The organism is Citrobacter sp. CK199 (genome assembly GCF_030333285.1).
Classification (GTDB): domain Bacteria; phylum Pseudomonadota; class Gammaproteobacteria; order Enterobacterales; family Enterobacteriaceae; genus Citrobacter_B; species Citrobacter_B koseri.
In genome coordinates this window covers 389,035-411,242 of record NZ_JAOWGF010000028.1, presented here as the reverse complement: position 1 = coordinate 411,242, position 22,208 = coordinate 389,035, and the positions used below count along the sequence as shown (strand labels likewise).

The following is a 22,208-nucleotide window of genomic DNA, read 5'->3' as shown; positions in this document are numbered from 1 at the left end:
AAAAAATGACGCAGAAAATCGAACAACTTCAACGACAAGAACGGGTAGCGGCCTGGAGTCGCCATGCCGAAAGCGAATTTTCCGCTTTTCAGAGCACTTCGAAACTGAATTTACAGGCGCAAAAACCGCGCGATAAAAAACTGTGCGCCACGCTTGAAGAAGCCATCCGCCGTTCTGGTTTACAGGATGGAATGACCATCTCTTTCCACCACGCTTTCCGTGGCGGCGACCTGACGATCAACCTGGTGATGGACACCATCGCCAGCATGGGCTTTAAAAACCTGACGCTGGCCTCCAGTTCGCTGAGCGATTGCCACGCGCCACTGGTCGGGCATATTCGCCAGGGCGTCGTGAGCCGAATTTACACGTCTGGTCTGCGTGGCCCTCTGGCGGAAGAGATCTCCCGCGGATTGCTGGATGAGCCCGTACAAATTCACTCCCACGGCGGTCGCGTCCATCTGGTGCAAAGCGGTGAGCTCAATATCGATGTGGCCTTCCTCGGCGTGCCGTCCTGCGATCCGTTTGGCAACGCCAACGGCTACACCGGTAAAGCCTGCTGCGGTTCGCTGGGCTATGCGAAAGTGGATGCCGAAAACGCCCGCCAGGTTGTTCTGCTGACGGAAGCGCTGCTGCCGTATCCGCATAATCCAGCCAGTATCGCCCAGGACCAGGTGGATCTCATCGTGCAGATCGAACGGGTAGGCGACGCCGACAAAATTGGCGCAGATGCGACCCGTATGACCACCAACCCGCGTGAACTGTTGATTGCCCGCAGCGCGGCAGACGTGATTGCCAACTCAGGCTATTTCCAGGAAGGCTTCTCTCTGCAAACCGGAACCGGCGGAGCCTCTCTGGCAGTAACCCGTTTTCTGGAAGACAAAATGCGCAGCCGCGATATTCACGCGGATTTCGCGCTGGGCGGCATTACCGCCACGATTGTCGACCTGCATGAAAAAGGGCTGATCCGCAAATTGCTGGACGTACAGAGCTTCGACCGTAACGCCGCAGAATCGCTGGCCCGCAACCCGAATCACATCGAAATCAGCGCCAACCAGTACGCCAACTGGGGTTCAAAAGGCGCATCGGTCGATCGTCTGGATGTCGTGGTGCTGAGCGCCCTGGAGGTGGATACCCAGTTCAACGTGAACGTGCTGACCGGTTCCGATGGCGTACTGCGCGGCGCTTCAGGCGGTCACTGCGATACCGCCGTTGCCGCCGCGCTGTCAATCATCGTCGCACCGCTGGTTCGCGGCCGCATCCCGACGCTGGTCGATAACGTGCTCACCTGCGTAACGCCTGGCTCCAGCGTCGACATTCTGGTGACCGACCACGGCATCGCCGTCAACCCGGCACGCCCGGAGCTGGCGGAACGCCTGAAAGAAGCGGGAATGAAAGTGGTCTCCATTGAATGGCTGCGTGAACGTGCGCAGTTGCTCACCGGCCAACCTCGCGCCATTGAATATACCGATCGCGTCATCGCCGTAGTGCGTTACCGCGACGGTTCGGTCATTGACGTTGTTCATCAGGTGAAGGAATAAGCCATGCACCTGCTCCCTGAACAGGCCACTCGCTATGCGGTTTCCATTCCCGAGCTGCTCGTCAGCCGTGATGAGAGACAAGCGCGGCAACACGCCTGGCTGACGCGCCATCTCACTCCACTGGTCTCCTTTACCGTGGTGGCGCCTGGCCCGATTAAAGACAGCGAGCTTACTCGCCGAATCTTCAATCACGGCGTAACCGCCCTGCTCGCCGTGGCGAAAAAAGCAGGCTGGTCTGTCAGGGAGCAGGCTGCACTGGCCTCAGCCAGTGGGCCGGAAGGGTTCCTCGCCATTGAGGCTCCGGCCCGCGATCTCAAGCTCGCCACGATCGAGCTTGAGCATCAGCATCCGCTGGGACGTTTATGGGATATCGATGTGCTGACGCCGGAAGGCGACATTCTGTCCCGCCGTCATTTTTCGCTTCCTGCCCGCCGCTGCCTGTTGTGCGAGCAAAGCGCCGCTGAATGCGCCCGGGGGAAAACCCACGCGCTTTCCGACTTACTTATTCGCATGGAGGCGCTGCTGCATGATGCCGATTCCAGCCACATCAACTGACTCCGCCGCCATTCCTCAGACGCTGCTTGACGCGTACGCCCTGCTGGCGTGGCGCGCCATGCTGACTGAGGTCAATTTATCTCCCAAGCCGGGTCTGGTCGATCGCATTAACTGCGGCGCGCACAAAGACATGGCGCTGGAAGATTTCCATCGCAGCGCGCTGGCCATTCAGGGCTGGCTGCCGCGTTTTATCGAATATGGCGCGAGCTGCGCGCAGCTACCGTCAGACGATGTACTGAAAGGGCTACGTCCATTAGGTATGGCCTGCGAAGCCGACATGTTTCGCGCCACTGCCGGCGTTAACACGCATAAAGGCAGCATATTTTCCCTGGGACTGCTGTGCGCCGCCATCGGACGCCTGCACCAGCAGCATTCCCCGATCACTCCTGTAAACATCTGCTCGACCGCCGCAACATTTTGCCGGGGTCTGACCGAGCGTGAACTGCGACAGAACAATCAACAACTCACCGCAGGTCAACGCTTGTACCAACAGCTGGAGTTAACTGGCGCGCGCGGCGAAGCCGAAGCGGGTTACCCGTTAGTGATCCGCCATGCTTTACCACACTACCGCGCATTGCTGGCGCAGGGGCGCGACCCCGAGCTGGCGCTGCTCGACACCCTGCTGCTGCTGATCTCAATGAACGGCGACACCAACGTCGCATCACGCGGCGGCGCGGAAGGTCTGCGCTGGATACAACAGCAGGCGACAACATTATTACGGCAAGGAGGCATTCGTTCTCCTGCCGATCTTGAACATCTCCACCGGTTCGATCAGCAGTGCATTGCACGCAACCTCAGCCCTGGCGGCAGCGCCGACTTACTGATCGTCACCTGGTTTTTAGCACAAATTTCGCAAGTTAATCATTTACATAATTATTGAAAGATCCTTTTCGGAGAATCACTTATGTCTTTATCTAAAGATAATATATGGAAGTTATTGGCCCCATTAGTCGTTATGGGCATCATGTTTTTGATCCCCGTCCCGGACGGCATGCCCCCTCAGGCATGGCACTACTTCGCCGTTTTCGTGGCGATGATCGTCGGGATGATACTGGAGCCGATTCCGGCCACCGCGATCAGTTTTATCGCGGTGACCATTTGCGTTATCGGCAGCAACTATCTGTTATTTGATGCCTCAGAGCTGGCCGACCCGGCCTTTAACGCAGGCAAGCAGGCGCTGAAATGGGGGCTGGCGGGCTTCTCCAGCACCACCGTCTGGCTGGTGTTCGGCGCATTCATTTTCGCGCTGGGCTATGAAGTCACCGGTCTGGGCCGCCGTATTGCGCTCTTCCTGGTGAAATTCATGGGTAAACGCACCCTGACGCTGGGTTATGCCATTGTCATCATCGATATTCTGCTGGCGCCGTTTACGCCGTCCAACACCGCGCGTACCGGCGGTACGGTATTCCCGGTAATCAAGAACCTGCCGCCGCTGTTTAAGTCGTTTCCGAACGATCCTTCCGCGCGCCGCATTGGCGGTTATTTGATGTGGATGATGGTCATCAGTACCAGCCTCAGTTCTTCCATGTTCGTGACCGGCGCGGCGCCTAACGTTCTGGGTCTGGAATTCGTCAGCAAAATTGCTGGTATTCAGATCAGCTGGTTGCAGTGGTTCCTGGGCTTCTTACCGGTAGGGATCATTCTGCTGATCGTCGCACCGTGGCTCTCTTACGTACTCTACAAACCCGAAGTGACCCACAGCGCCGAAGTTGCGGCATGGGCTGGCGAAGAGTTAAAAACGATGGGCACGCTGACCCGCAAAGAGATGACGCTGATCGGTCTGGTGTTGCTCAGCCTCGGACTGTGGGTATTTGGCGGTGAAGTGATTGATGCCACCGCTGTCGGCCTGCTGGCGGTATCCCTGATGCTGGCGCTGCACGTTGTGCCGTGGAAAGACATCACGCGTTATAACAGTGCGTGGAACACCCTTGTTAACCTCGCGACGCTGGTTGTCATGGCCAACGGTTTAACCCGTTCGGGCTTTATCGACTGGTTTGCTACCACAATGAGCGCTCATCTGGAAGGCTTCTCACCTAACGCAACGGTGATTGTGCTGGTACTGGTGTTCTACTTTGCTCACTACCTGTTCGCCAGCCTGTCCGCACATACCGCAACCATGCTGCCGGTCATTCTGGCGATAGGTAAAGGTATTCCAGGCGTTCCGATGGAGCAACTTTGTATTCTGCTGGTGCTGTCCATCGGTATCATGGGTTGCCTGACGCCGTATGCAACAGGGCCGGGGGTCATCATCTACGGCTGCGGCTATGTAAAATCCAAAGATTACTGGCGTCTTGGCGCGATCTTTGGGGTCATCTACATCACCATGCTGCTGGTGGTTGGCTGGCCGATTCTGGCGCTGTGGAACTAAACATCGGCACATAATGCCGGATGACGGCTAACGCGTTATCCCTCTCATGCCAGTCAGATAAACCTGACTGGCTTTTTTTATGGTTAAATAGGTGATATTCAATATTTGTATGAGTTTCAGCATTCATCATGAAATCAACATGGCGTTATGGTTCTCTCCTGGCGGTATTCCTGCTTCCCCTCTTCAACGTTAACGCTGAGCCACTTCAGGCAAAACAGTACGCTGATTTTGACCGCTATGTGCTGGCGCTCTCCTGGCAAACCGGTTTTTGTCAAAGTCAGCATGAGCGCGATCATCGGGAACCCGAAGAGTGCCGTCAGCAGAAAGAGATTCCCAACAAAGCTGATTTTCTGACTGTCCACGGTCTGTGGCCAGGTCTGCCGGGATCGGTTGCCGCGCGTGGCGTGGACGAGCGCCGCTGGATGCGGTTTGGCTGCGCGACTCGTCCGATCCCCAATCTGCCGGAAGCGCGCGCCAGCCGTAAATGCGCCGCGCCTGAAACCGGCCTTTCACTGGAGAGCGCGGCAAAACTCAGCGCGGTCATGCCCGGAGCCGGTGGAAAATCCTGCCTGGAACGTTATGAATACGCCAAACACGGTGCCTGCTTTGGATTTGATCCAGACGTTTATTTCGGCACAATGGTACGGCTGAACCATGAGATAAAACACAGCGCGCTGGGCGATTTTCTGGCTGCAAATTACGGGAAAAGGGTCAGCCGCGCCGCGTTTGACGCTGCCGTCGCCCAAAGCTGGGGGAAAGAAAACGTGAAGGCGGTGAAACTGAGCTGCCACGGGAACCCGGCTTATCTGACGGAAATACAGTTCTCGCTCAACGCCGCCAGGATTAACGATCCGCTTTCCGCTTCCTCGTTTATATCGCAACCCCATCCGGGCAATTGCGGGAAGCGGTTTGTGATTGACAAAGCGGGTTACTGAGGCGGTATACAAACTTGAGAACCATCACGGCTTGCGACTAAAATTTACGCAAAGACAACCGTATTGAGGATTTCCCCGAATGTGAGCTAAATCACTTCAAAGAAGGGGGAAGTCTCAGTATTATCATAAAAGCTAAACCCTCGCCGCCTGACGGTGAGGGTTTTCTTTTGGGATTATTTACCTGCGGCACTCGCAGCATCGACGACATGGAGTAACAAATGTCCAGACCAACTATTATCATCAACGACCTCGACGCCGAACGCATCGACCGCCTGTTGGAGCAGCCTGCGTTTGCTGGTTTACCCATTGCTGACGCATTAAATGCGGAGCTGGATCGCGCCCAGATGTGCTCGCCGGAAGCCATGCCGCACGACGTCGTCACCATGAACAGTCGGGTGAAATTCCGCAATCTCAGCGATGGCGAGATTCGCGTGCGCACGCTGGTGTATCCGGCGAATATGACCGACAGCAATACGCAGCTTTCCGTAATGGCGCCGGTGGGCGCGGCATTGCTGGGCCTGCGCGTCGGCGATACCATTCACTGGGACCTGCCTGGCGGGGCGTCCACTCACCTTGAAGTGCTGGAACTTGAATATCAGCCTGAAGCAGCGGGCGACTACCTGCGCTAAACCATCTGGATAAGCGTTCACCCGTTTACACAGAGGATGCTCCCTGCATCCTCTTTCCGAAAATCACCCATTCCTCCTGGTTCACCCCCATTCCCCGTCATCCAGAATTAATCCGTTTCATTGCCGCGAGTACGGTCATGAATGAGGCTCTTTTCATCACGCTGGCATTTCTTATTATGATGGCGATTATCGTCGTGGCCGTGCTTTACCTTGAGCGACGCTGGTAGCTTCTGGTCATAAGCATCAATCAGTCGTAAAGAAACGTTGTGATATGAAAAGTGCCGGGCAGATACCAGAAAGAAATATTATTATATGTTTGAATGAATTCAGTATTAGTTAACAGGGAGAAACGGGTATGTATAAGACAATCATTATGCCGGTTGATGTTTTCGAAATGGAACTTAGCGACAAGGCCGTGCGCCACGCAGAGTTTCTGGCGCAACAGGATGGCGTCATTCATCTGTTGCATGTTCTTCCGGGCTCCGCCAGCCTGAGTCTGCACCGCTTTGCCGCCGACGTTCGTCGTTTTGAGGAGCATTTGCAGCACGAAGCGGAGACTCGCCTGCAAACGATGGTGAGTCATTTCAGTATCGACCCTTCCCGGATTAAGCAGCACGTCCGCTTTGGTAACGTGCGGGATGTGGTGAACGAACTGGGCGAAGAGCTGAATGCGGACGTCGTGGTCATTGGCTCCCGCAATCCGTCTATCACCACGCATTTGCTGGGTTCTAACGCCTCCAGCGTTGTCCGCCATGCTACGTTGCCGGTGCTGGTTGTGCGGTAAATCGCACGGTTGTTGCGTAAAAAAAGAGGCTGCCATTGGCAGCCTCTTGCATTGCAGGTGTAGTCTTACTTTCTTTTTATGCCGTCTTACTGCGGATCAGATAATCAAATGCGCTCAGAGAGGCTTTCGCGCCTTCGCCCGTCGCGATGATGATCTGTTTGTAAGGAACCGTGGTGCAGTCGCCTGCGGCGAATACGCCTTTCACGCTGGTTTCGCACCGGCCATCAATGATGATTTCGCCCATACGGTTACGCTCAATCGCGCCTTCCAGCCAGTTGGTGTTTGGCAGCAAGCCAATCTGTACGAAGATCCCGGACAGCGCAACGTTGTGGATGTCGCCGCTTACGCGATCGCGATATTCCAGCCCCGTCACTTTACTGCCGTCGCCTTTCACTTCCGTTGTCTGCGCGTTCAGAATAATGTCGACGTTTTTCAGGCTACGCACTTTATCTTGCAGAACCTGGTCGGCTTTCATTTCTGGCGCAAATTCCAGCAGCGTAACGTGCTCAACGATCCCCGCGAGGTCAATCGCCGCTTCCACGCCGGAGTTCCCTCCGCCGATTACCGCAACGCGTTTGCCTTTAAACAGCGGGCCGTCGCAGTGCGGGCAATAGGTTACGCCTTTCGTGCGGTACTGATCTTCGCCCGGCACGTTCATGTTGCGCCATTTGGCACCGGTGGCAATGATAATGCTGCGGGCTTTCAGCACCGCGCCGGAAGCGGTCTCAATCTGATGCAGGCCCCCTTCCGTTGCCGCCGGAAGCAGTTTGCTCGCGCTCTGGCTGTCGATCACGTCAACATCGTAATCATCAACGTGCGCTTTCAGCGCGCCAGCCAGCTTCTGCCCTTCCGTTTTTGGCACGGAAATATAGTTCTCGATATCAACGGTATCCAGCACCTGACCGCCAAAACGCTCGCCCATCAGGCCGGTACGAATGCCTTTACGTGCGGAGTAAACTGCCGCTGCCGCCCCCGCCGGGCCGGAACCGACAATCAGTACGTCGTAAGCGTCACGCTTATTCAGCTCTTCCGCCGCCCGTTTTTCTGCGCCGGTATCCACTTTGGCGACGATTTCCGTCAGCGTCATACGTCCCTGACCGAATTCGTTACCGTTCAGGTACACAGCCGGAACGCCCATCACATTACGATCGGTGATTTCATTCTGGAATGTGCCGCCGTCAATCGCGGTATGTTTGATACGCGGGTTAAGCACCGCCATCAGGTTCAGCGCCTGTACGACGTCAGGGCAGTTGTGGCAGGAGAGCGAGTAATAAGTTTCAAACTCGAAATCGCCGTCGATATCGCGGATCTGCTCCAGCAGAGACTGCGTCTCTTTCGACGGATGGCCGCCAGTCCACAACAGCGCCAGCACCAGCGAGGTAAATTCATGCCCCAGCGGAGAACCCGCAAAGCGCGGCCCCTGGTCAGAACCCGGGTTTGCTATCAAGAAAGAAGGCTTGCGCACCGGCAGGCTGTTATCTTCTTTAAATGTGACTTTCTCTGACAGTTCAGCGATTTCAGCCAGCAATTCCTTGATTTCTGCCGATTTAGCGCTGTCGTCCAGCGTGGCAATCAGCTCAACAGGCCTGGTCAGTTTCTCAAGATACGCTTTGAGCTGAGTTTTCATGTTAGTGTCGAGCATTATTCTTCCCTCTCTAAAAACATCATCATGCAAGTTGCCTTATACCGGCAGCCTGAATGCGACTTGCATGATGGTGCTGGAAAAAACGGGTGCGACGCACCCGCTTAAGGATTAATTCGCCAGTATTTCGCGTTACAGGAAGGCGGCAAGCTTATGAATCCCCGGGAGCTTACATCAGTAAGTGACCGGGGTGAGAAAGCGCAGCCAACGCACCTGTAGCGCGAAAGGCGCAGCGAATTTTAGATTTTGCCGACCAGGTCCAGGGACGGAGCCAGAGTCGCTTCGCCTTCTTTCCATTTAGCCGGGCAAACTTCACCTGGGTGAGCAGCAACATACTGAGCCGCTTTGATTTTACGCAGCAGGTCAGATGCGTCACGGCCGATACCTTCAGCGGTAACTTCGATAGCCTGGATGATACCCTGCGGGTCAACAACGAAAGTCGCACGGTCAGCCAGACCTTCGTCTTCACGCATGTTGTCGAAGTTACGGGTCAGGGCGCCAGTCGGGTCACCGATCATCGCATATTTGATTTTTGCGATGGTTTCAGAGCTGCTGTGCCATGCTTTGTGAGTAAAGTGGGTGTCGGTAGAAACAGAGTAAACGTCTACGCCCAGTTTCTGCAATTCATCGTAATGATCTGCAACGTCGCCCAGTTCGGTCGGGCATACGAAAGTGAAGTCAGCCGGGTAGAAGAAGAAGACGCTCCAGCGGCCTTCGGTATCTTTCTCGGTTACTTCGATGAATTCACCGTTTTTGAACGCCTGGTTTTTGAAAGGTTTAATTTTGGTATTAATCAAGGACATCTATACTTCCTCCGTGTTTTCGTTGAGATGTAAAGTAACCAACTTTCCGTGATTGGGCTAATGCGTTTGCATTATCAAATCAATCAGCGATACCTAACAACTCACACAAGACAACGTTGTGAACGTTTAGCGACAAAAAGTAAAAAGGCCCCCTTTACAGGCGGCCCCATTACCTGAACTACCCGTAGGTAACTTCAGCGCCAGTGAAACTGGCTATGTGTTGCGCTCTACATTACCTTAACAAAGGCTGTAACAGCGAAAGGATTACATCACCCTACCAAAGAAAGGGCAATCTTCCGACGGCAGACCTTACCTATGACTGTGATAGGTTTTGCCGTCAATGTTCCTTTTGCACTGATTTTTAAGGAAATATAATGATAAAACGAACATTGCTGCTGACGTTGCTCCCGCTCATCGCCTTTGCTGAAGAACTGCCTGCCCCGGTTAAAGCGATAGAAAAACAGGGAATTACGATCCTGAAGTCTTTTGACGCCCCCGGCGGAATGAAAGGCTATCTGGGCAAATACCAGGATATGGGCGTGACCATCTACCTCACGCCTGACGGGAAACACGCGATTTCCGGCTACATGTACGACGAAAAAGGCGCAAACCTCAGTAATGCGCTGATAGAAAAAGAGATCTACGCCCCGGTCGGCAGAGAAATGTGGCAGCGGATGGAAAAAGCGTCGTGGATTCTGGACGGCAAAAAAGAGGCGCCGGTGATTCTTTATGTCTTTGCGGACCCTTTCTGCCCTTACTGCAAACAGTTCTGGCAGCAGGCGCGCCCCTGGGTCGAATCCGGCAAAGTACAATTGCGGACGCTACTGGTGGGCGTGATCAAACCCGAAAGCCCGGCAACGGCTGCCGCTATCTTATCCACCCGCGATCCGGCAAAAACCTGGCATGACTATGAAGCGTCAGGCGGTAAACTCAATCTGGCGATCCCTTCACCGCTGCCAGAAGATAAGATGAAAATGCTGAATATTCATCAGAAACTCATGGACGATCTGGGGGCGAACGCAACGCCAGCCATTTACTATATGAATAAAGAAAATATGTTACAGCAGGTCGTCGGGTTACCGGAAAAAGCGCAGCTGAACATTATGATGGGTGAACATTAAACCTAAATTAAAGGGGGGAGATTGGCATTGTTTTTCTGTCAATCTCCTTTTCCATTATAAATCGCTCGCAAAGATATTCTGAGCTATGCTATTTTAGTATTATTGAAAGAGAATTTAAGCTTAGCAAACATCACTATTGTAAAGCATTGGATGTGTTGCATAACTATAACAAATATAGTTATGACAATAGTCACAAAACAGGAAGAAAAAAAATGGCTAATCTCTACGATCTCAAAAAATTCGATCTCAACTTGCTGATTATTTTTGAGTGTATCTACCAGAATTTAAGCATTAGTAAAGCGGCGGAAACGCTGTACATCACCCCGTCTGCCGTGAGTCAATCTCTGCAACGATTACGAACTCAATTCAACGATCCTTTATTTATTCGTTCAGGAAAAGGCATCACGCCGACCGTCACCGGTATAAATCTACATCATCATCTTGAGGAAAACCTCAATAGCCTGGAACAAACAATTAATATTATGCATAGTTCCAGTCTTAAGAAAAAATTTATCATTTACAGCCCACAGCTACTTACTGCAATGAACGTAATAAAGCTGATTAATTTTATTATGGAAGATTCTTCCGTTGAAATTGAGCATCATGATATCCTGATGTCTGCGGAATCAGCAGAAGACCTGCTGGCATACCGCAAGGCGGACATGGTGATCACCACCACGCCGCTGAACAACCATTCGGTTGTCTGTACGCCTTTTAAAACAATCAAAAGCGTACTGGTGTGTCGTGCCGATCACCCCAGAATCAGCGACGCCAGTACATTAGCGCAAATACTCGAAGAACCGTTTACCTCATACCAGGGAGAGGAGCCAGGCGTTAAAGAATACCAGTCGCTGGTCAACTCCCTTCTTGCCAGCCGGAAAATTGGGTTTCGCAGTGACTCGATGGTTGCAATCATTAATACTATTGCTGAAACCAACATAATTGGCATCGTTCCTGAAGTCATATATGACTTCTTTCACTCCACCCTTAAACTGCAACGAGTTAATATTGATCAGGATTTACCTTCAGTTCAGTTATACCTGGTATATAATCGAACGTCACTGAATAACAAAGGTTTTACGAGTATCATTAACAAAATGACGGAAAATAGCTGAAACGAAAGCATACGGGGCCATCGCCGGCACAAGCATTCAAAATTAAAATAATTAATATAAAATTAATTTAAGTTTTGGATGCTTTTTTAAACCTTGCACATTCTGTTGATTATATCATATAATATATATAATTATTTTTCTGTATTCTACACATAGCCATTTTCCGTTCAGGTATGAACTCATTATGTCTGTTTATAAAATCCCACTTGACCAAAATGTTTTGGAAGCTGCGGAAGAGCGCATTACATGGACACTCACCACCTTACCGCGTATTTGCGTGTCATTTTCCGGGGGGAAAGACTCAGGGTTGATGCTGCACCTTACCGCCGGAATCGCGCGTAAGTTAAAGAAGAAGATCTGCGTATTATTTATTGACTGGGAAGTGCAATTCTCCTGCACAATTGACTATGTTCAGTCATTACACGAACAATATTCCGATGTCATTGAACATTTTTACTGGGTTGCCCTGCCGCTCACCACACAAAATTCGCTGTCGCAATACCAACCCGAATGGCAATGCTGGGACCCGAATGCTGAATGGGTGCGTCAACCGCCTGCCGACGCCATTACCGATCCGGCTTACTTTCCTTTTTATCAGCCAGGCATGACCTTCGAACAATTTGTTCGCGACTTTGCCGAGTGGTTTTCAGAAAAGCGTCCTGCGGCGATGCTGATCGGCATCCGCGCTGACGAGTCTTACAATCGGTTTGTCGCTATCGCCTCCCTGAGCAAACAGCGTTTTGCGGACGACAAACCCTGGACGACCGCCGCTCAGGGCGGGCACACCTGGTATATTTACCCGATGTATGACTGGAAAACGGCAGACATCTGGACATGGTTCGCAAAAACGAAGCAGCCTTGCAACCCGCTTTATAACCTGATGTACCAGGCCAACGTGCCGCTCCGGTATATGCGCATCTGCGAACCTTTCGGCCCGGAGCAACGTCAGGGATTGTGGCTCTATCATGTCATTGAACCCGAACGCTGGGCAGCAATGTGCGCCAGGGTAAGCGGCGTGCGCAGCGGAGGGATATATGCAGGCCAGGATAACCATTTTTACGGCCATCGAAAAATACTGAAACCCGAGCACCATAGCTGGCAAAGCTACGCCATGCTGCTGTTGGACAGCATGCCGGAACAGAGCGCCGAGCATTACCGCAACAAAATCGCGGTCTACCTGCAATGGTATAAAAAGAAAGGAATGGAGAACATTCCACAAACGCAGGAAGGCGATATCGGCTCCAAAGATATCCCCTCATGGCGACGTATCTGCAAGGTGCTATTGAACAATGATTACTGGTGTCGGGCGCTCTCATTCAGCCCGACAAAGCCTAAACACTACCAGCGCTACAATGAACGCATGAAAGCAAAGCGCAAAGAATGGGGGATTTTATGCAACAGCGACTCACCCAACAAATAACCGACTTTCTCTCCACGCTGAACGAAGAAGAGAGAATTGCGGCAATCAACGAATTCAGAATGGCGATCCACCGCGTCAGCCCCTTTCGCGATCAGCCGGTAGACTGCGTGCAATGGGTAAAAAACGAACAAATCGAGCCTAATGATTACAACCCAAACAATGTGGCGCCCCCGGAGAAAAGGCTCCTGCTAAAGTCTATTGAGGTAGATGGCTTCACGCAGCCTATTGTCGTTGCAGAAACGGCGGCAGAAAAATATGAAATCGTGGATGGCTTTCACCGTCACGAACTCGGTAAAGGGAAATCCACATTACGCTCAAAGTTAAAAGGCTATCTTCCCGTCACCTGTCTGGAACGCAATCGCCATGAACGGATTGCGGCGACCATTCGTCACAACCGAGCCCGTGGCCGTCATCAGATTCACGCGATGTCGGAAATTGTGCGAGAACTCTCCCTGTTGGGCTGGGACGAGACGCGAATCGGAAAAGAGCTGGGCATGGATAAAGATGAAGTCCTGCGTCTGAAACAAATCAACGGCCTACAGGAACTCTTTGCCGACCGTCGATTCTCCAAAGCCTGGACCGTAAAGTAATTACAATTTACACAGGCGTTCTGCGGCCGCCAGCAGCGTGGATTCCTGCTTGGCAAAACATAAGCGGATGAGTTTATGTGGGAAAGGATCGGCGCAAAATACCGACAGCGGAATCGCCGCAACGCCGATTTCCCGGGTCAGCCACTGGCAGAAATCCACGTCATTGAGGTCTGATACCGCACTGTAATCCACCAGCAGAAAATAGGTGCCTTCGCAGGGCAGGATTTCCAGACGACTGTCACGCAGGGCATTAACCAGAACGTCACGCTTCTTCCGGTAAAATGCGGGTAAATCGCGGTAATGTTCCGGTTCAGCACGCAGCATATCGGCCAGCGCCAGTTGCGCCGGTGTGTTGACGCAGAACGTCAGATACTGATGCACTTTACGCAATTCCGCGCTGATCGCCGCTGGCGCTACGCAGTACCCCACCTTCCAGCCGGTCATATGAAAGGTTTTACCGAATGACGAGACCGCGACAGCACGCTCACGTAGCTGCGGATGCGCCAGTACGCTGGCATGGCCTTCTGGCGCAAAGCAGATATGCTCATACACTTCATCGCTTAATACATAGATTTCGCGATCGCCAATCGCCTGCCACAGCGCTTCAAAGTCGGCTTTGCGCCAGACGGTCGCGCTCGGGTTATGCGGCGTATTGAGGATCACCAGCCGGGTACGTTCGCTCAGTAACGCAGCAAATGCCTGCCAGTCAACGCGAAACTGCGGCGGCTGAAGCGCCAGACGTTTCAGCACGCCGCCGGACAGTTCAACGGCTGGCGCGTAGCTGTCATAGCTGGGATCGAAGCAGATCACTTCATCTCCCGCACGAACCAACGCGGTGATAGCGGCATACAACGCTTCCGTTGCCCCCGCCGTTACCGTCACCTCGCTCCCGGCATCAGCCTTATAGCCGTATAACGCCGCCGTTTTTTCCGCAATGGCTTCGCGTAATGCAGGCACACCGGTCATTGGCGCATATTGATTCGCCCCTTGTGCAACATGCCAGGCCAGACGTTCCTGTAGATAGCGCGGGCCATCGAAATCAGGAAATCCCTGCGACAGGTTAATCGCCTGATGCTCCTGCGCCAGGGCGCTCATTTGTGTAAAGATTGTGGTGCCTAAATTAGGCAGTTTGCTTTGCGGAATCAGTGGGTTATTACTCATAGTTATCATACCCGAGGGTGATGTCGATGTTGAAACCACTATAACACGATGTTAGCATTTGGCAATCAAGACGCTTAGACGTCTAAATAAAAACAACTCCCGGACAGCGCAGCCACAAGGACAACACACCATGAGCAACACTGACATCCGCGTCGTTACCGGCCCGGCTAACTACTTTTCCCATACCGGCAGCCTCTCCAGACTGAAGGATTTTTTCAGCGCCGGGCAACTCTCCGCCGCAGTATGGGTGTATGGCGAACGTGCGATTGCCGCCGCCCGCCCTTACCTGCCGGATGCGTTTGATCTTCCGGGAGCCAGACACCTGCCGTTTACCGGCCATTGCAGCGAAAGCGATGTGAAACAACTGGCCGCGAAAGCAGGCGACGACCGCCGCGTAGTGATCGGTATCGGCGGCGGCACGCTGCTTGATACCGCCAAAGCCCTTGCCCGTCGGCTACAACTCCCCTTCGTGGCGATCCCGACTATCGCGGCCACCTGCGCGGCCTGGACACCGCTGTCGGTCTGGTACAACGATGCTGGTCAGGCGCTGCACTTTGAAATTTTTGACGACGCCAATTATCTGGTGCTGGTAGAGCCGGAAATCATTCTCCGCGCGCCAGAGGCCTATCTGCTGGCCGGCATCGGCGACACGCTGGCAAAATGGTACGAAGCCGTTGTATTAGCGCCACAGCCAGAAACCTTACCGCTTACCGTGCGTCTGGGCATTAACGGCGCGCTGGCGATCCGTGATGTGCTACTGGAGAGCAGCGAACAGGCGCTGGCGGACAAAGAACGTGGAGAACTCACCCAGGCATTTCGCGATGTGGTGGATGCGATTATTGCCGGGGGCGGCATGGTCGGTGGTCTTGGCGAGCGTTATACCCGTGTGGCGGCGGCACACGCCGTCCATAATGGGCTCACCGTATTGCCGCAAACCGAGAAGTTTCTGCACGGCACCAAAGTGGCTTATGGCATTCTGGTGCAAAGCGCATTGCTGGGTCAGGATGAGGTACTGGCGCAGCTTGTCGCCGCTTATCAGCGCTTTAGTCTGCCCACTACGCTGGCGGCGCTGGATGTCGATATCCAGAACCAGGCGGAGATTGATAACGTGATTGCCCACACCCTGCGCCCGGTCGAATCCATCCACTTTCTGCCGGTGACGTTAACGCCAGCCACATTACGCGCCGCGTTTGAAAAGGTAGAGTCGTTTACGGTTTAGCGGCGGCTTGCCGGATGGCGGCTGCGCCTTATCCGGCCTACAAAATACCCCGTACGTAGCGCCATCGGGCAACACAAAACATCAGCGTAGGCCCGGTAAGCGCAGCGCCACCGGGCAACACAAAACATCAGCAGCAACGTGCGCCGCCTTTCCCGCCATAACGCGCATCCTGCCGCTCACGAAAAAATTCTTCGTAAGTCATTGGCGCCTGATCCGGGTGCGTCACGCGCATATGCTCAACGTAGTTGTCATAGTCCGGCACGCCAATCATCAGTTTTGCCGCCTGACCCAGATATTTCCCGGCCTTAGAAAGCGTATCAAACATCGTTACCACCTGTGACGCAAATGCCCTCTCCCGTTAAGAAGAGGGCCGCTTATTTAAAAATTAGTGCGCGCCTTTCGCCTGCGCCACAATCTCTTCAACGTTTTCCGGCATGGCTTCATACGGCGTTTCTTTCGCCGTCGGTTTGTCCTCTTTCAGCGCTGCCAGCGCAGTTTTGATTGAGAACAGAGCCAGAACCACCACCACAACCATGAAGAAGATGGTCAGACCGGCATCCAGACGGTTGTTGAACACCAGCTGCGCCAGCTGAGACTGCGTGTACTGCGCAGGAATATCGCCACTGTCGATCATCGCCTGGAATTTATTGGCGATCGCCAGGAAACCAATTTTGGTATCCGGGCTAAACGCTTTCTGCCAGCCTGCGGTCAGCGTACAAATCAGCAGCCAGGCGGTAGGCACCAGCGCCACCCATGCGTAACGCTGACGTTTCATCTTGAACAGTACAACCGCGCAGAGCATCAGCGCCATACCCGCCAGCATCTGGTTCGCGATACCAAACAGCGGCCACAGGGTGTTGATCCCCCCTAACGGGTCCACCACGCCCTGGTGCAGGAAGTATCCCCACGCCAGCACGCACAGCGCCGTCGCTAACAGGTTCGCAGGCAGTGAATCCGTACGTTTCAGACCCGGAGAGACCACGCCCAGCAGATCCTGCAACATAAAGCGCGCCGCACGCGTACCGGCATCAACCGCCGTCAGAATGAACAGGGCTTCAAACAGAATCGCGAAGTGATACCAGAACGCCACATCCATCATACCGCCCAGCGCCCCGTGCAGGATGTAGGCCATCCCCACCGCCAGCGTTGGCGCGCCACCGGCACGAGAAATAATGGATTGTTCGCCCACTTCGTTGGCAATCTGATGCAGCGTATCAGGCGTAATCGCAAAGCCCCAGCTACTGACCACCTGCGCAGCAGAGGCAACCACATCAGCGGTTCCGGCTGGCGCCAGTACGGCCATTGGGCTGTTCATGGCGAAGTAAACGCCCGGATCGATGATACATGCGGAAACCAGCGCCATAATCGCCACGAAGGATTCCATCAACATCCCGCCGTAGCCGATAAAGCAGGCCTGCCCTTCGTTCGCCAGCATCTTCGGCGTGGTGCCGGAAGAGATCAGCGCATGGAAGCCAGACACCGCGCCACAGGCAATGGTGATGAACAAGAACGGGAACAGGTTACCGGTCCACACCGGGCCGGTGCCATCCACAAATTTGGTCAGCGCAGGCATCGTCAGCGTCGGACGCATAATCAGAATGCCGACGGCCAGACCGACAATCGTACCAATCTTCAGGAAGGTTGAGAGGTAATCACGCGGCGCCAGCAGCAGCCATACCGGCAGAACCGCCGCCACAAAGCCGTAGCCCACCAGCATCCAGGTCAACTGTACGCCGGTAAAGTCAAAATACGGCGCCCAGGTTGGGCTTTCCGCAACCCAGCCACCGGAGATGATGGCAAAGACAAGGAACACCAGACCAATAACAGACACCTCGCCAATACGTCCCGGACGCAGGTAACGCAGGTAGACGCCCATAAAAATGGCCAACGGAATGGTGAACGCAACGGTGTACGTCCCCCACGGACTGTGGGTCAGGGCTTTCACGACGATCATCGCCAGTACCGCAAGGATAATCACCATGATCATGAAACAGGCCACCAGCGCGATCACACCAGCCGTTGGGCCCATTTCTTCTTTAACCAGTTCACCCAGCGAGCGACCGTCACGGCGGGTAGAAACAAACAGCACCATAAAGTCCTGCACCGCGCCTGCCAGCACAACCCCGGCAAGCAGCCAGATCATACCGGGCAGATACCCCATCTGCGCCGCCAGCACCGGCCCAACCAACGGCCCTGCCCCGGCAATCGCCGCAAAATGGTGACCGAACAGCACTTTCTTATCGGTAGGTACGTAGTCCAGACCATCGTTATGACGCACCGCAGGCGTCATGCGCGTCGGGTCAACCGCCAGCACATTTTTGGCGATATACAGACCATAAAAACGGTAGGCAATGAGGTAGACACAAACTGACGCCACGACGATCCATAGCGCGTTGATCTGTTCCCCACGGTTTAACGCAATATATCCCAGGGCAAATGCTCCCATAACGGAGAGCAATGTCCAGACGAGGTATTTCCCTGATTTGTTCATAGTTGTTGTCCGTTTGCGTGTTGTGTTCCAGAGAGATGTTACATTTTGTTTCTATAACACCTCTGCTGGTTTTAACAACCTGACAACGCTATAAAACTGATTATTTACATTGCATTGTTAACTGGATCACTTCATTGGTCGGTCAACGCTGCAACATCATTGCATTTTGTTGGGCCTAGCCCATCACCGCCGTCCCCAGGCGGCAGGTACAGCAACGTCGTCCCTGTTCGTCAAAAATCACAATTTCCCAGCTCTGGCTTTGCCGACCCAGATGCAGCGGCTGGCAAACGCCGCGCACCTTCCCCTGCGACACGGCGCGATGATGCGTGGCATTCAGCTCGGTTCCCACCACACACTGGCCGTCACGGGTCATCAGATACCCGGCCATTGACCCCAGGGTCTCCGCCAGCGCCGCCGAAGCGCCGCCGTGTAACAAGCCGAAAGGCTGATGCGTTCGCGCATCGACGGGCATTTCCGCCTCCAGCACGTCATCGCCCAGACGGGTATAGACGATCGCCAGATGCGCCACCATCGTGTTCAGACTGGTGGCGTTCAGCTCATCAAGCGTTAAATGGCGTTTCCAGATCATCGCTACGCTCCCAGGGTTGAGCCGCCGTCAACCACAATGTCCTGTAGCGTAATGTGGCTGGCCAGATCGGACGCGAGGAATAAAATGGTATTCGCGATTTCCTGCGGACGCGCGATTTTTCCCAGCGGAATGCCAAGCTTAAACTGCTCGCCAAAGCCACGAATACGCTGTTGTTCCGCATCATCGCTCACCCACAGCGTGCGCTGCATATCGGTATCGGTAGATCCCGGAGAGACAACGTTACAGCGAACGCCGCTGCCCGCCAGCTCCAGCCCAACGGTCAGCGCCAGGCTTTTCAGCGCCGCTTTGGACGCGCCATAGGCGCTCATGCCAATGCGCGGCGTGTGCGCCGCATCAGACGCGACGGTAACAATCGCCCCGCCCTGCTGCTGACGAAATTGCGCCATCGTCTGCTGGAAGAGGTTAAACGCGCCGCCGACGTTGACGGCGAACGTCTGCTGCCAGTCCTCGGCGCTTAGCGCATCGGTCGCCCCCATCCGTAAAATCCCGGCGGCATTCACCAGCACATCCAGCCGTTCGGTTTGCGCCAGCACGCGCTGGCAAACCTGCGCGACCTGCGCGGCGTCTGCGACATCCAGCACTTCGGTCGCAAAGGGATACGCATCCTGCGTGAACTCGCGATCGAATCCCGTCACCTGCGCGCCAGCCGCAACAAACGCCAGCGCCGTGGTATAACCAATCCCTTTTCCCGCGCCGGTCACCCAGACGGTTTTGCCGTTAAAATCCAATCCGGCCATCACTTCACCTCACGGGAAAGCAGTGTCCACCAGGCATCGATCGTCGGGTTTTTCGCCAGCATCACGAAGTCGATATCGCCATGCACTTTACGCCAGCGAGCCGCCAGCGCCATCATACGTACAGAGTCCAGCCCGTAATCAATCAGGTTTTCATCATCCAGCGGCTCGTCGGATTCATCCAGCAGCGGCAGGATCAGCGCCCGCAGCTCCGCTTTGCTCGCCGGAACCGGCGTCGGCAGCAGTTCCTGCGTCATCACCACGCGACCGGAGCGACCGGCAACATAGTTAAGCGACATCACATGTTCTTCACGGCTGAAATCGGCCAGCGCATCCGCCACCATAAACGGCTTGATATCGCGCATGAAAGCGTCGGTCGCCGTGGTCATACAGCCAATGTGCGCATACACACCCGTGATAATCAGCTGATTACGCCCGGTTTCTTTTAACATCTGCTCCAGCGGCGAACGGTGAAACGCGCTGTAGCGCCATTTCACCAGCACGGTGTCCGCCTCGTCCGGCGCCAGCGCATCGACAATCTTTTGCTGCTCGGGAGAACGCGTCAGGCCCGGCCCCCACATATCGTTCAACAGGGCGCGATCTTCATCGCTCTGATCTTTCGGCTGAGCGGTGTAATAGACCGGAATGTTGTGCTCTTTGCAGTACTGACGCAGGGCGGCGATATTCGCGATCACCTGTTCCATCATCGGGCAGTTGTCGCCCCAGAAGCTGACAAAATAATCCTGCATATCGTGGATCAACAACGCAGCGCGTTCAGGTTCAAAGGCCCAGTTCACTTTATTGGGCGGAATATCGAGCGCGCCAGGCAGCGCGTACGCCTGCAATTTCGGAATTGCCATCTCTCTTTCTCCTTCAGGTCAGTGAACGTGACGCCAGCCACTGACGTAATTGTTTTTTATCGACTTTACCGACCGGGGTCAGAGGCAACGCCTCGACACACTCCACGCGATCCGGCAATTTGAATTCGGCGACCCCCTGCTCACGCAGGAAGCGGCGTACCTGTACCGCGCGAAGCGGCTCTTTCACCACCAGCCAGGCACAGCTTTTTTCCCCCATCAGCTCATCTTCCATGCTGACCAGCGCGGCATGGATTACGGCCGGGTGGCGCAGTAACAGGTTTTCAATCTCTTCCGCGGCGATCTTCTCCCCGCCGCGATTGATCTGATCTTTTTCACGTCCCTGCACGGTGATATAGCCATCTGGATCAATGGAGATCAGATCGCCGGAGCAGTAAAAGCCGTTGGCATCAAATGCGCTGGCGTTATGCTCCGGGCTTTTAAAATAGCCGCGAAACGTGTACGGCCCGCGCGTCATCAGGCGTCCCGTTTCCCCCTGCGGCAGCGGATTGCCGTCAGCGTCAGCCACCCAGACCTCATCGTCCGGGCACATCGGGCAACCCTGAGTATTGATGATGCGCTCCGGGCTGTCGTCCAGACGGGTGTAATTCACCAGTCCTTCCGCCATGCCGAATACCTGCTGCAACTGACAGCCGATTTCCGCCGGAATACGCGCGGCAAGCGTCGCTGAAAGCCGCGCGCCGCCTACCTGCAACAGTTTCAACGAGGCCAGTTGTGCGTTGCTGCCCCACTCCTGAATCGCCTGCAACCACAGGCTCACCGCAGGCGGCACCAGCGCCGTTGAATTAATCTGATGCTTTTCAATTAACGGGAAACAGAGCGTAGCGCTCGGGTCAGCCGCCAGCACCACCGTTCCCTGGGCCAGAAAGACGCCCAGCGATCCCGGCGAACTCATGGCGTAATTATGCGCAGCCGGAATCGCGCATAAGAAACGCGTGGCTTCGGTAAAGTGGCAAATTTCATTGCTGCGGCGCACGCTGTAGTAATAATCATTATGGGTGCGCGGGATCAGCTTCGGCGTTCCGGTTGTCCCGCCGGAAAGCTGGAAATAAGCCACCTCATCGGCAGGTGATGGCGTGGCGGTAAAATCAACCGCAGGCTGGTCAATCGCCGTTTGCAGGTTGTGTTCACCCGCATCGTTGAGCAACAGCACCACACGCACGGAATTGTGTTCGGCAATAAACGTATTGAGGAAATCGTCCCCGGTGAACAGCGCGTGCTGGCGGTCAGCAATCACCAGCGCCGGTTCAATTTGCTTCGCGTAAGCGTTAAGTTCCGTCCGTTGATGGCTGAACAGCGCCAGAACCGGTGCGACGCCAAGCTTCAGCAGGGCAAAGAAAGTGATATACAGCTCCGCCACGTTGCCCAGTTGCACCAGCGCGGTTTCGCCGGGTTTGATCCCCTGACGGCGCAGGCTACAGGCCAGATTATCCGCCGCCTGGTTCAGTTCGCGATAGCTCAGGTGTCGATCGCCATCAATCACCGCCGTTTTATCGCTGTCTGCGTGGCGGGTTAAAATATCGGTCAGCGGCAGATCCTGCCAGTACCCTTTTTCACGATAGCGGCGGGCAAACTCCTCCGGCCAACGGGTGAAAGGAATGGTCATCATCGCTCC

Annotated in this window: 22 protein-coding genes; 13 read left to right on the top strand and 9 right to left on the bottom strand. The window is 54.5% G+C overall.

Annotation, left to right across the window (positions count from 1 at the left end; translation table 11 throughout):
• Positions 1-5 precede the first annotated feature (5 nt).
• The 8 genes from citF (at position 6) to uspG (ending at position 6,809) form a co-directional block, all read left to right on the top strand.
• Complete coding sequence (gene citF, locus OGX75_RS16895; protein ID WP_012133372.1) at positions 6-1,538, top strand: citrate lyase subunit alpha; 1,533 nt, start codon at positions 6-8, stop codon at positions 1,536-1,538.
• 3 nt (positions 1,539-1,541) lie between these two features.
• Positions 1,542-2,093 (top strand): citrate lyase holo-[acyl-carrier protein] synthase, encoded by a 552-nt coding sequence (citX, locus tag OGX75_RS16890; RefSeq protein WP_071259769.1) that lies wholly within the window; start codon positions 1,542-1,544, stop codon positions 2,091-2,093.
• Positions 2,065-2,973, top strand: a complete 909-nt coding sequence (gene citG, locus OGX75_RS16885; protein WP_071259771.1) for a triphosphoribosyl-dephospho-CoA synthase CitG — start codon at positions 2,065-2,067, stop codon at positions 2,971-2,973. Before citX ends, citG begins: the two co-directional genes overlap by 29 nt.
• 24 nt (positions 2,974-2,997) lie before the next feature.
• Positions 2,998-4,461: a citrate/succinate antiporter CitT gene (gene citT, locus OGX75_RS16880; protein ID WP_012133375.1), complete on the top strand. Its 1,464-nt coding sequence runs from the start codon at positions 2,998-3,000 to the stop codon at positions 4,459-4,461.
• A gap of 128 nt (positions 4,462-4,589) precedes the next feature.
• Positions 4,590-5,396 (top strand): ribonuclease I, encoded by an 807-nt coding sequence (rna, locus tag OGX75_RS16875; protein ID WP_012133376.1) that lies wholly within the window; start codon positions 4,590-4,592, stop codon positions 5,394-5,396.
• Between the two features lie 218 nt (positions 5,397-5,614).
• The gene (gene rnk / locus OGX75_RS16870) at positions 5,615-6,025 is read left to right on the top strand and encodes a nucleoside diphosphate kinase regulator (RefSeq protein ID WP_012133377.1); all 411 of its coding nucleotides are present in this window, start codon (positions 5,615-5,617) and stop codon (positions 6,023-6,025) included.
• 137 nt (positions 6,026-6,162) lie between these two features.
• Entirely contained in the window at positions 6,163-6,252 is a 90-nt protein-coding gene (yldA, locus tag OGX75_RS16865; RefSeq protein ID WP_272917174.1) for a small membrane protein YldA, read from the top strand.
• Between the two features lie 128 nt (positions 6,253-6,380).
• Positions 6,381-6,809, top strand: a complete 429-nt coding sequence (gene uspG, locus OGX75_RS16860; RefSeq protein ID WP_024130553.1) for a universal stress protein UspG — start codon at positions 6,381-6,383, stop codon at positions 6,807-6,809.
• 76 nt (positions 6,810-6,885) lie between these two features.
• Here the strand turns inward: uspG and ahpF are convergent, their stop codons facing one another.
• Positions 6,886-8,451, bottom strand: coding sequence for an alkyl hydroperoxide reductase subunit F (gene ahpF / locus OGX75_RS16855; RefSeq protein ID WP_200075480.1), 1,566 nt, complete (start codon positions 8,449-8,451; stop codon positions 6,886-6,888).
• 239 nt (positions 8,452-8,690) lie between these two features.
• Entirely contained in the window at positions 8,691-9,254 is a 564-nt protein-coding gene (ahpC, locus tag OGX75_RS16850) for an alkyl hydroperoxide reductase subunit C (RefSeq protein WP_012133381.1), read from the bottom strand.
• A gap of 374 nt (positions 9,255-9,628) precedes the next feature.
• On the opposite strand from ahpC, the gene dsbG reads away from it, so the two are divergent.
• From dsbG to OGX75_RS16830, 4 genes are all read left to right on the top strand, one after another.
• Positions 9,629-10,375 (top strand): thiol:disulfide interchange protein DsbG, encoded by a 747-nt coding sequence (dsbG, locus tag OGX75_RS16845; protein WP_286451436.1) that lies wholly within the window; start codon positions 9,629-9,631, stop codon positions 10,373-10,375.
• 212 nt (positions 10,376-10,587) lie between these two features.
• The gene (gene citR / locus OGX75_RS16840; RefSeq protein ID WP_049011612.1) at positions 10,588-11,490 is read left to right on the top strand and encodes a DNA-binding transcriptional repressor CitR; all 903 of its coding nucleotides are present in this window, start codon (positions 10,588-10,590) and stop codon (positions 11,488-11,490) included.
• Between the two features lie 184 nt (positions 11,491-11,674).
• On the top strand, positions 11,675-12,910 hold the full coding sequence (locus tag OGX75_RS16835; RefSeq protein ID WP_104868934.1) for a phosphoadenosine phosphosulfate reductase: 1,236 nt from the start codon (positions 11,675-11,677) through the stop codon (positions 12,908-12,910).
• Positions 12,883-13,500 carry an IbrB-like domain-containing protein gene (locus OGX75_RS16830; RefSeq protein ID WP_012133386.1) on the top strand — a complete coding sequence of 206 codons (618 nt, stop codon included), beginning with the start codon at positions 12,883-12,885 and terminating at the stop codon, positions 13,498-13,500. Before OGX75_RS16835 ends, OGX75_RS16830 begins: the two co-directional genes overlap by 28 nt.
• Here the strand turns inward: OGX75_RS16830 and OGX75_RS16825 are convergent, their stop codons facing one another.
• Positions 13,501-14,661 carry a pyridoxal phosphate-dependent aminotransferase gene (locus OGX75_RS16825; RefSeq protein WP_024130556.1) on the bottom strand — a complete coding sequence of 387 codons (1,161 nt, stop codon included), beginning with the start codon at positions 14,659-14,661 and terminating at the stop codon, positions 13,501-13,503. It abuts the gene before it with no gap.
• Positions 14,662-14,791: 130 nt separating this feature from the next.
• On the opposite strand from OGX75_RS16825, the gene OGX75_RS16820 reads away from it, so the two are divergent.
• Positions 14,792-15,880 (top strand): oxidoreductase, encoded by a 1,089-nt coding sequence (locus OGX75_RS16820; protein ID WP_071259780.1) that lies wholly within the window; start codon positions 14,792-14,794, stop codon positions 15,878-15,880.
• Positions 15,881-16,007: 127 nt separating this feature from the next.
• Here the strand turns inward: OGX75_RS16820 and OGX75_RS16815 are convergent, their stop codons facing one another.
• From OGX75_RS16815 to entE, 6 genes are all read right to left on the bottom strand, one after another.
• On the bottom strand, positions 16,008-16,205 hold the full coding sequence (locus OGX75_RS16815) for a YbdD/YjiX family protein (RefSeq protein WP_071259782.1): 198 nt from the start codon (positions 16,203-16,205) through the stop codon (positions 16,008-16,010).
• 60 nt (positions 16,206-16,265) lie between these two features.
• Entirely contained in the window at positions 16,266-18,371 is a 2,106-nt protein-coding gene (gene cstA, locus OGX75_RS16810) for a pyruvate/proton symporter CstA (RefSeq protein WP_012133391.1), read from the bottom strand.
• A 175-nt stretch (positions 18,372-18,546) separates the two neighbouring features.
• Positions 18,547-18,960 (bottom strand): proofreading thioesterase EntH, encoded by a 414-nt coding sequence (entH, locus tag OGX75_RS16805; RefSeq protein WP_012133392.1) that lies wholly within the window; start codon positions 18,958-18,960, stop codon positions 18,547-18,549.
• 2 nt (positions 18,961-18,962) lie between these two features.
• On the bottom strand, positions 18,963-19,718 hold the full coding sequence (entA, locus tag OGX75_RS16800; RefSeq protein WP_012133393.1) for a 2,3-dihydro-2,3-dihydroxybenzoate dehydrogenase EntA: 756 nt from the start codon (positions 19,716-19,718) through the stop codon (positions 18,963-18,965).
• Entirely contained in the window at positions 19,718-20,575 is an 858-nt protein-coding gene (locus OGX75_RS16795; protein WP_047458220.1) for an isochorismatase, read from the bottom strand. The genes entA and OGX75_RS16795 overlap by 1 nt, the downstream gene beginning before the upstream one ends.
• A 13-nt stretch (positions 20,576-20,588) precedes the next feature.
• Positions 20,589-22,199, bottom strand: coding sequence for a (2,3-dihydroxybenzoyl)adenylate synthase EntE (gene entE, locus OGX75_RS16790; protein WP_071259787.1), 1,611 nt, complete (start codon positions 22,197-22,199; stop codon positions 20,589-20,591).
• Between the last annotated feature and the right edge of the window lie 9 nt (positions 22,200-22,208).

Bases quoted from the DNA above. Each gene is read 5' to 3' on its own strand.
- rnk (WP_012133377.1), top strand. From the start codon at position 5,615: ATGTCCAGACCAACTATTATCATCAACGACCTCGACGCCGAACGCATC.
- OGX75_RS16795 (WP_047458220.1), bottom strand. From the start codon at position 20,575: ATGGCAATTCCGAAATTGCAGGCGTACGCGCTGCCTGGCGCGCTCGAT.
- citG (WP_071259771.1), top strand. From the start codon at position 2,065: ATGATGCCGATTCCAGCCACATCAACTGACTCCGCCGCCATTCCTCAG.
- citF (WP_012133372.1), top strand. From the start codon at position 6: ATGACGCAGAAAATCGAACAACTTCAACGACAAGAACGGGTAGCGGCC.
- uspG (WP_024130553.1), top strand. From the start codon at position 6,381: ATGTATAAGACAATCATTATGCCGGTTGATGTTTTCGAAATGGAACTT.
- OGX75_RS16830 (WP_012133386.1), top strand. From the start codon at position 12,883: ATGCAACAGCGACTCACCCAACAAATAACCGACTTTCTCTCCACGCTG.
- OGX75_RS16815 (WP_071259782.1), bottom strand. From the start codon at position 16,205: ATGTTTGATACGCTTTCTAAGGCCGGGAAATATCTGGGTCAGGCGGCA.
- dsbG (WP_286451436.1), top strand. From the start codon at position 9,629: ATGATAAAACGAACATTGCTGCTGACGTTGCTCCCGCTCATCGCCTTT.
- entH (WP_012133392.1), bottom strand. From the start codon at position 18,960: ATGATCTGGAAACGCCATTTAACGCTTGATGAGCTGAACGCCACCAGT.
- citT (WP_012133375.1), top strand. From the start codon at position 2,998: ATGTCTTTATCTAAAGATAATATATGGAAGTTATTGGCCCCATTAGTC.
- ahpF (WP_200075480.1), bottom strand. From the start codon at position 8,451: ATGCTCGACACTAACATGAAAACTCAGCTCAAAGCGTATCTTGAGAAA.
- yldA (WP_272917174.1), top strand. From the start codon at position 6,163: ATGAATGAGGCTCTTTTCATCACGCTGGCATTTCTTATTATGATGGCG.
- OGX75_RS16835 (WP_104868934.1), top strand. From the start codon at position 11,675: ATGTCTGTTTATAAAATCCCACTTGACCAAAATGTTTTGGAAGCTGCG.
- citX (WP_071259769.1), top strand. From the start codon at position 1,542: ATGCACCTGCTCCCTGAACAGGCCACTCGCTATGCGGTTTCCATTCCC.
- entE (WP_071259787.1), bottom strand. From the start codon at position 22,199: ATGACCATTCCTTTCACCCGTTGGCCGGAGGAGTTTGCCCGCCGCTAT.
- entA (WP_012133393.1), bottom strand. From the start codon at position 19,718: ATGGCCGGATTGGATTTTAACGGCAAAACCGTCTGGGTGACCGGCGCG.
- ahpC (WP_012133381.1), bottom strand. From the start codon at position 9,254: ATGTCCTTGATTAATACCAAAATTAAACCTTTCAAAAACCAGGCGTTC.
- OGX75_RS16825 (WP_024130556.1), bottom strand. From the start codon at position 14,661: ATGAGTAATAACCCACTGATTCCGCAAAGCAAACTGCCTAATTTAGGC.
- OGX75_RS16820 (WP_071259780.1), top strand. From the start codon at position 14,792: ATGAGCAACACTGACATCCGCGTCGTTACCGGCCCGGCTAACTACTTT.
- cstA (WP_012133391.1), bottom strand. From the start codon at position 18,371: ATGAACAAATCAGGGAAATACCTCGTCTGGACATTGCTCTCCGTTATG.
- rna (WP_012133376.1), top strand. From the start codon at position 4,590: ATGAAATCAACATGGCGTTATGGTTCTCTCCTGGCGGTATTCCTGCTT.
- citR (WP_049011612.1), top strand. From the start codon at position 10,588: ATGGCTAATCTCTACGATCTCAAAAAATTCGATCTCAACTTGCTGATT.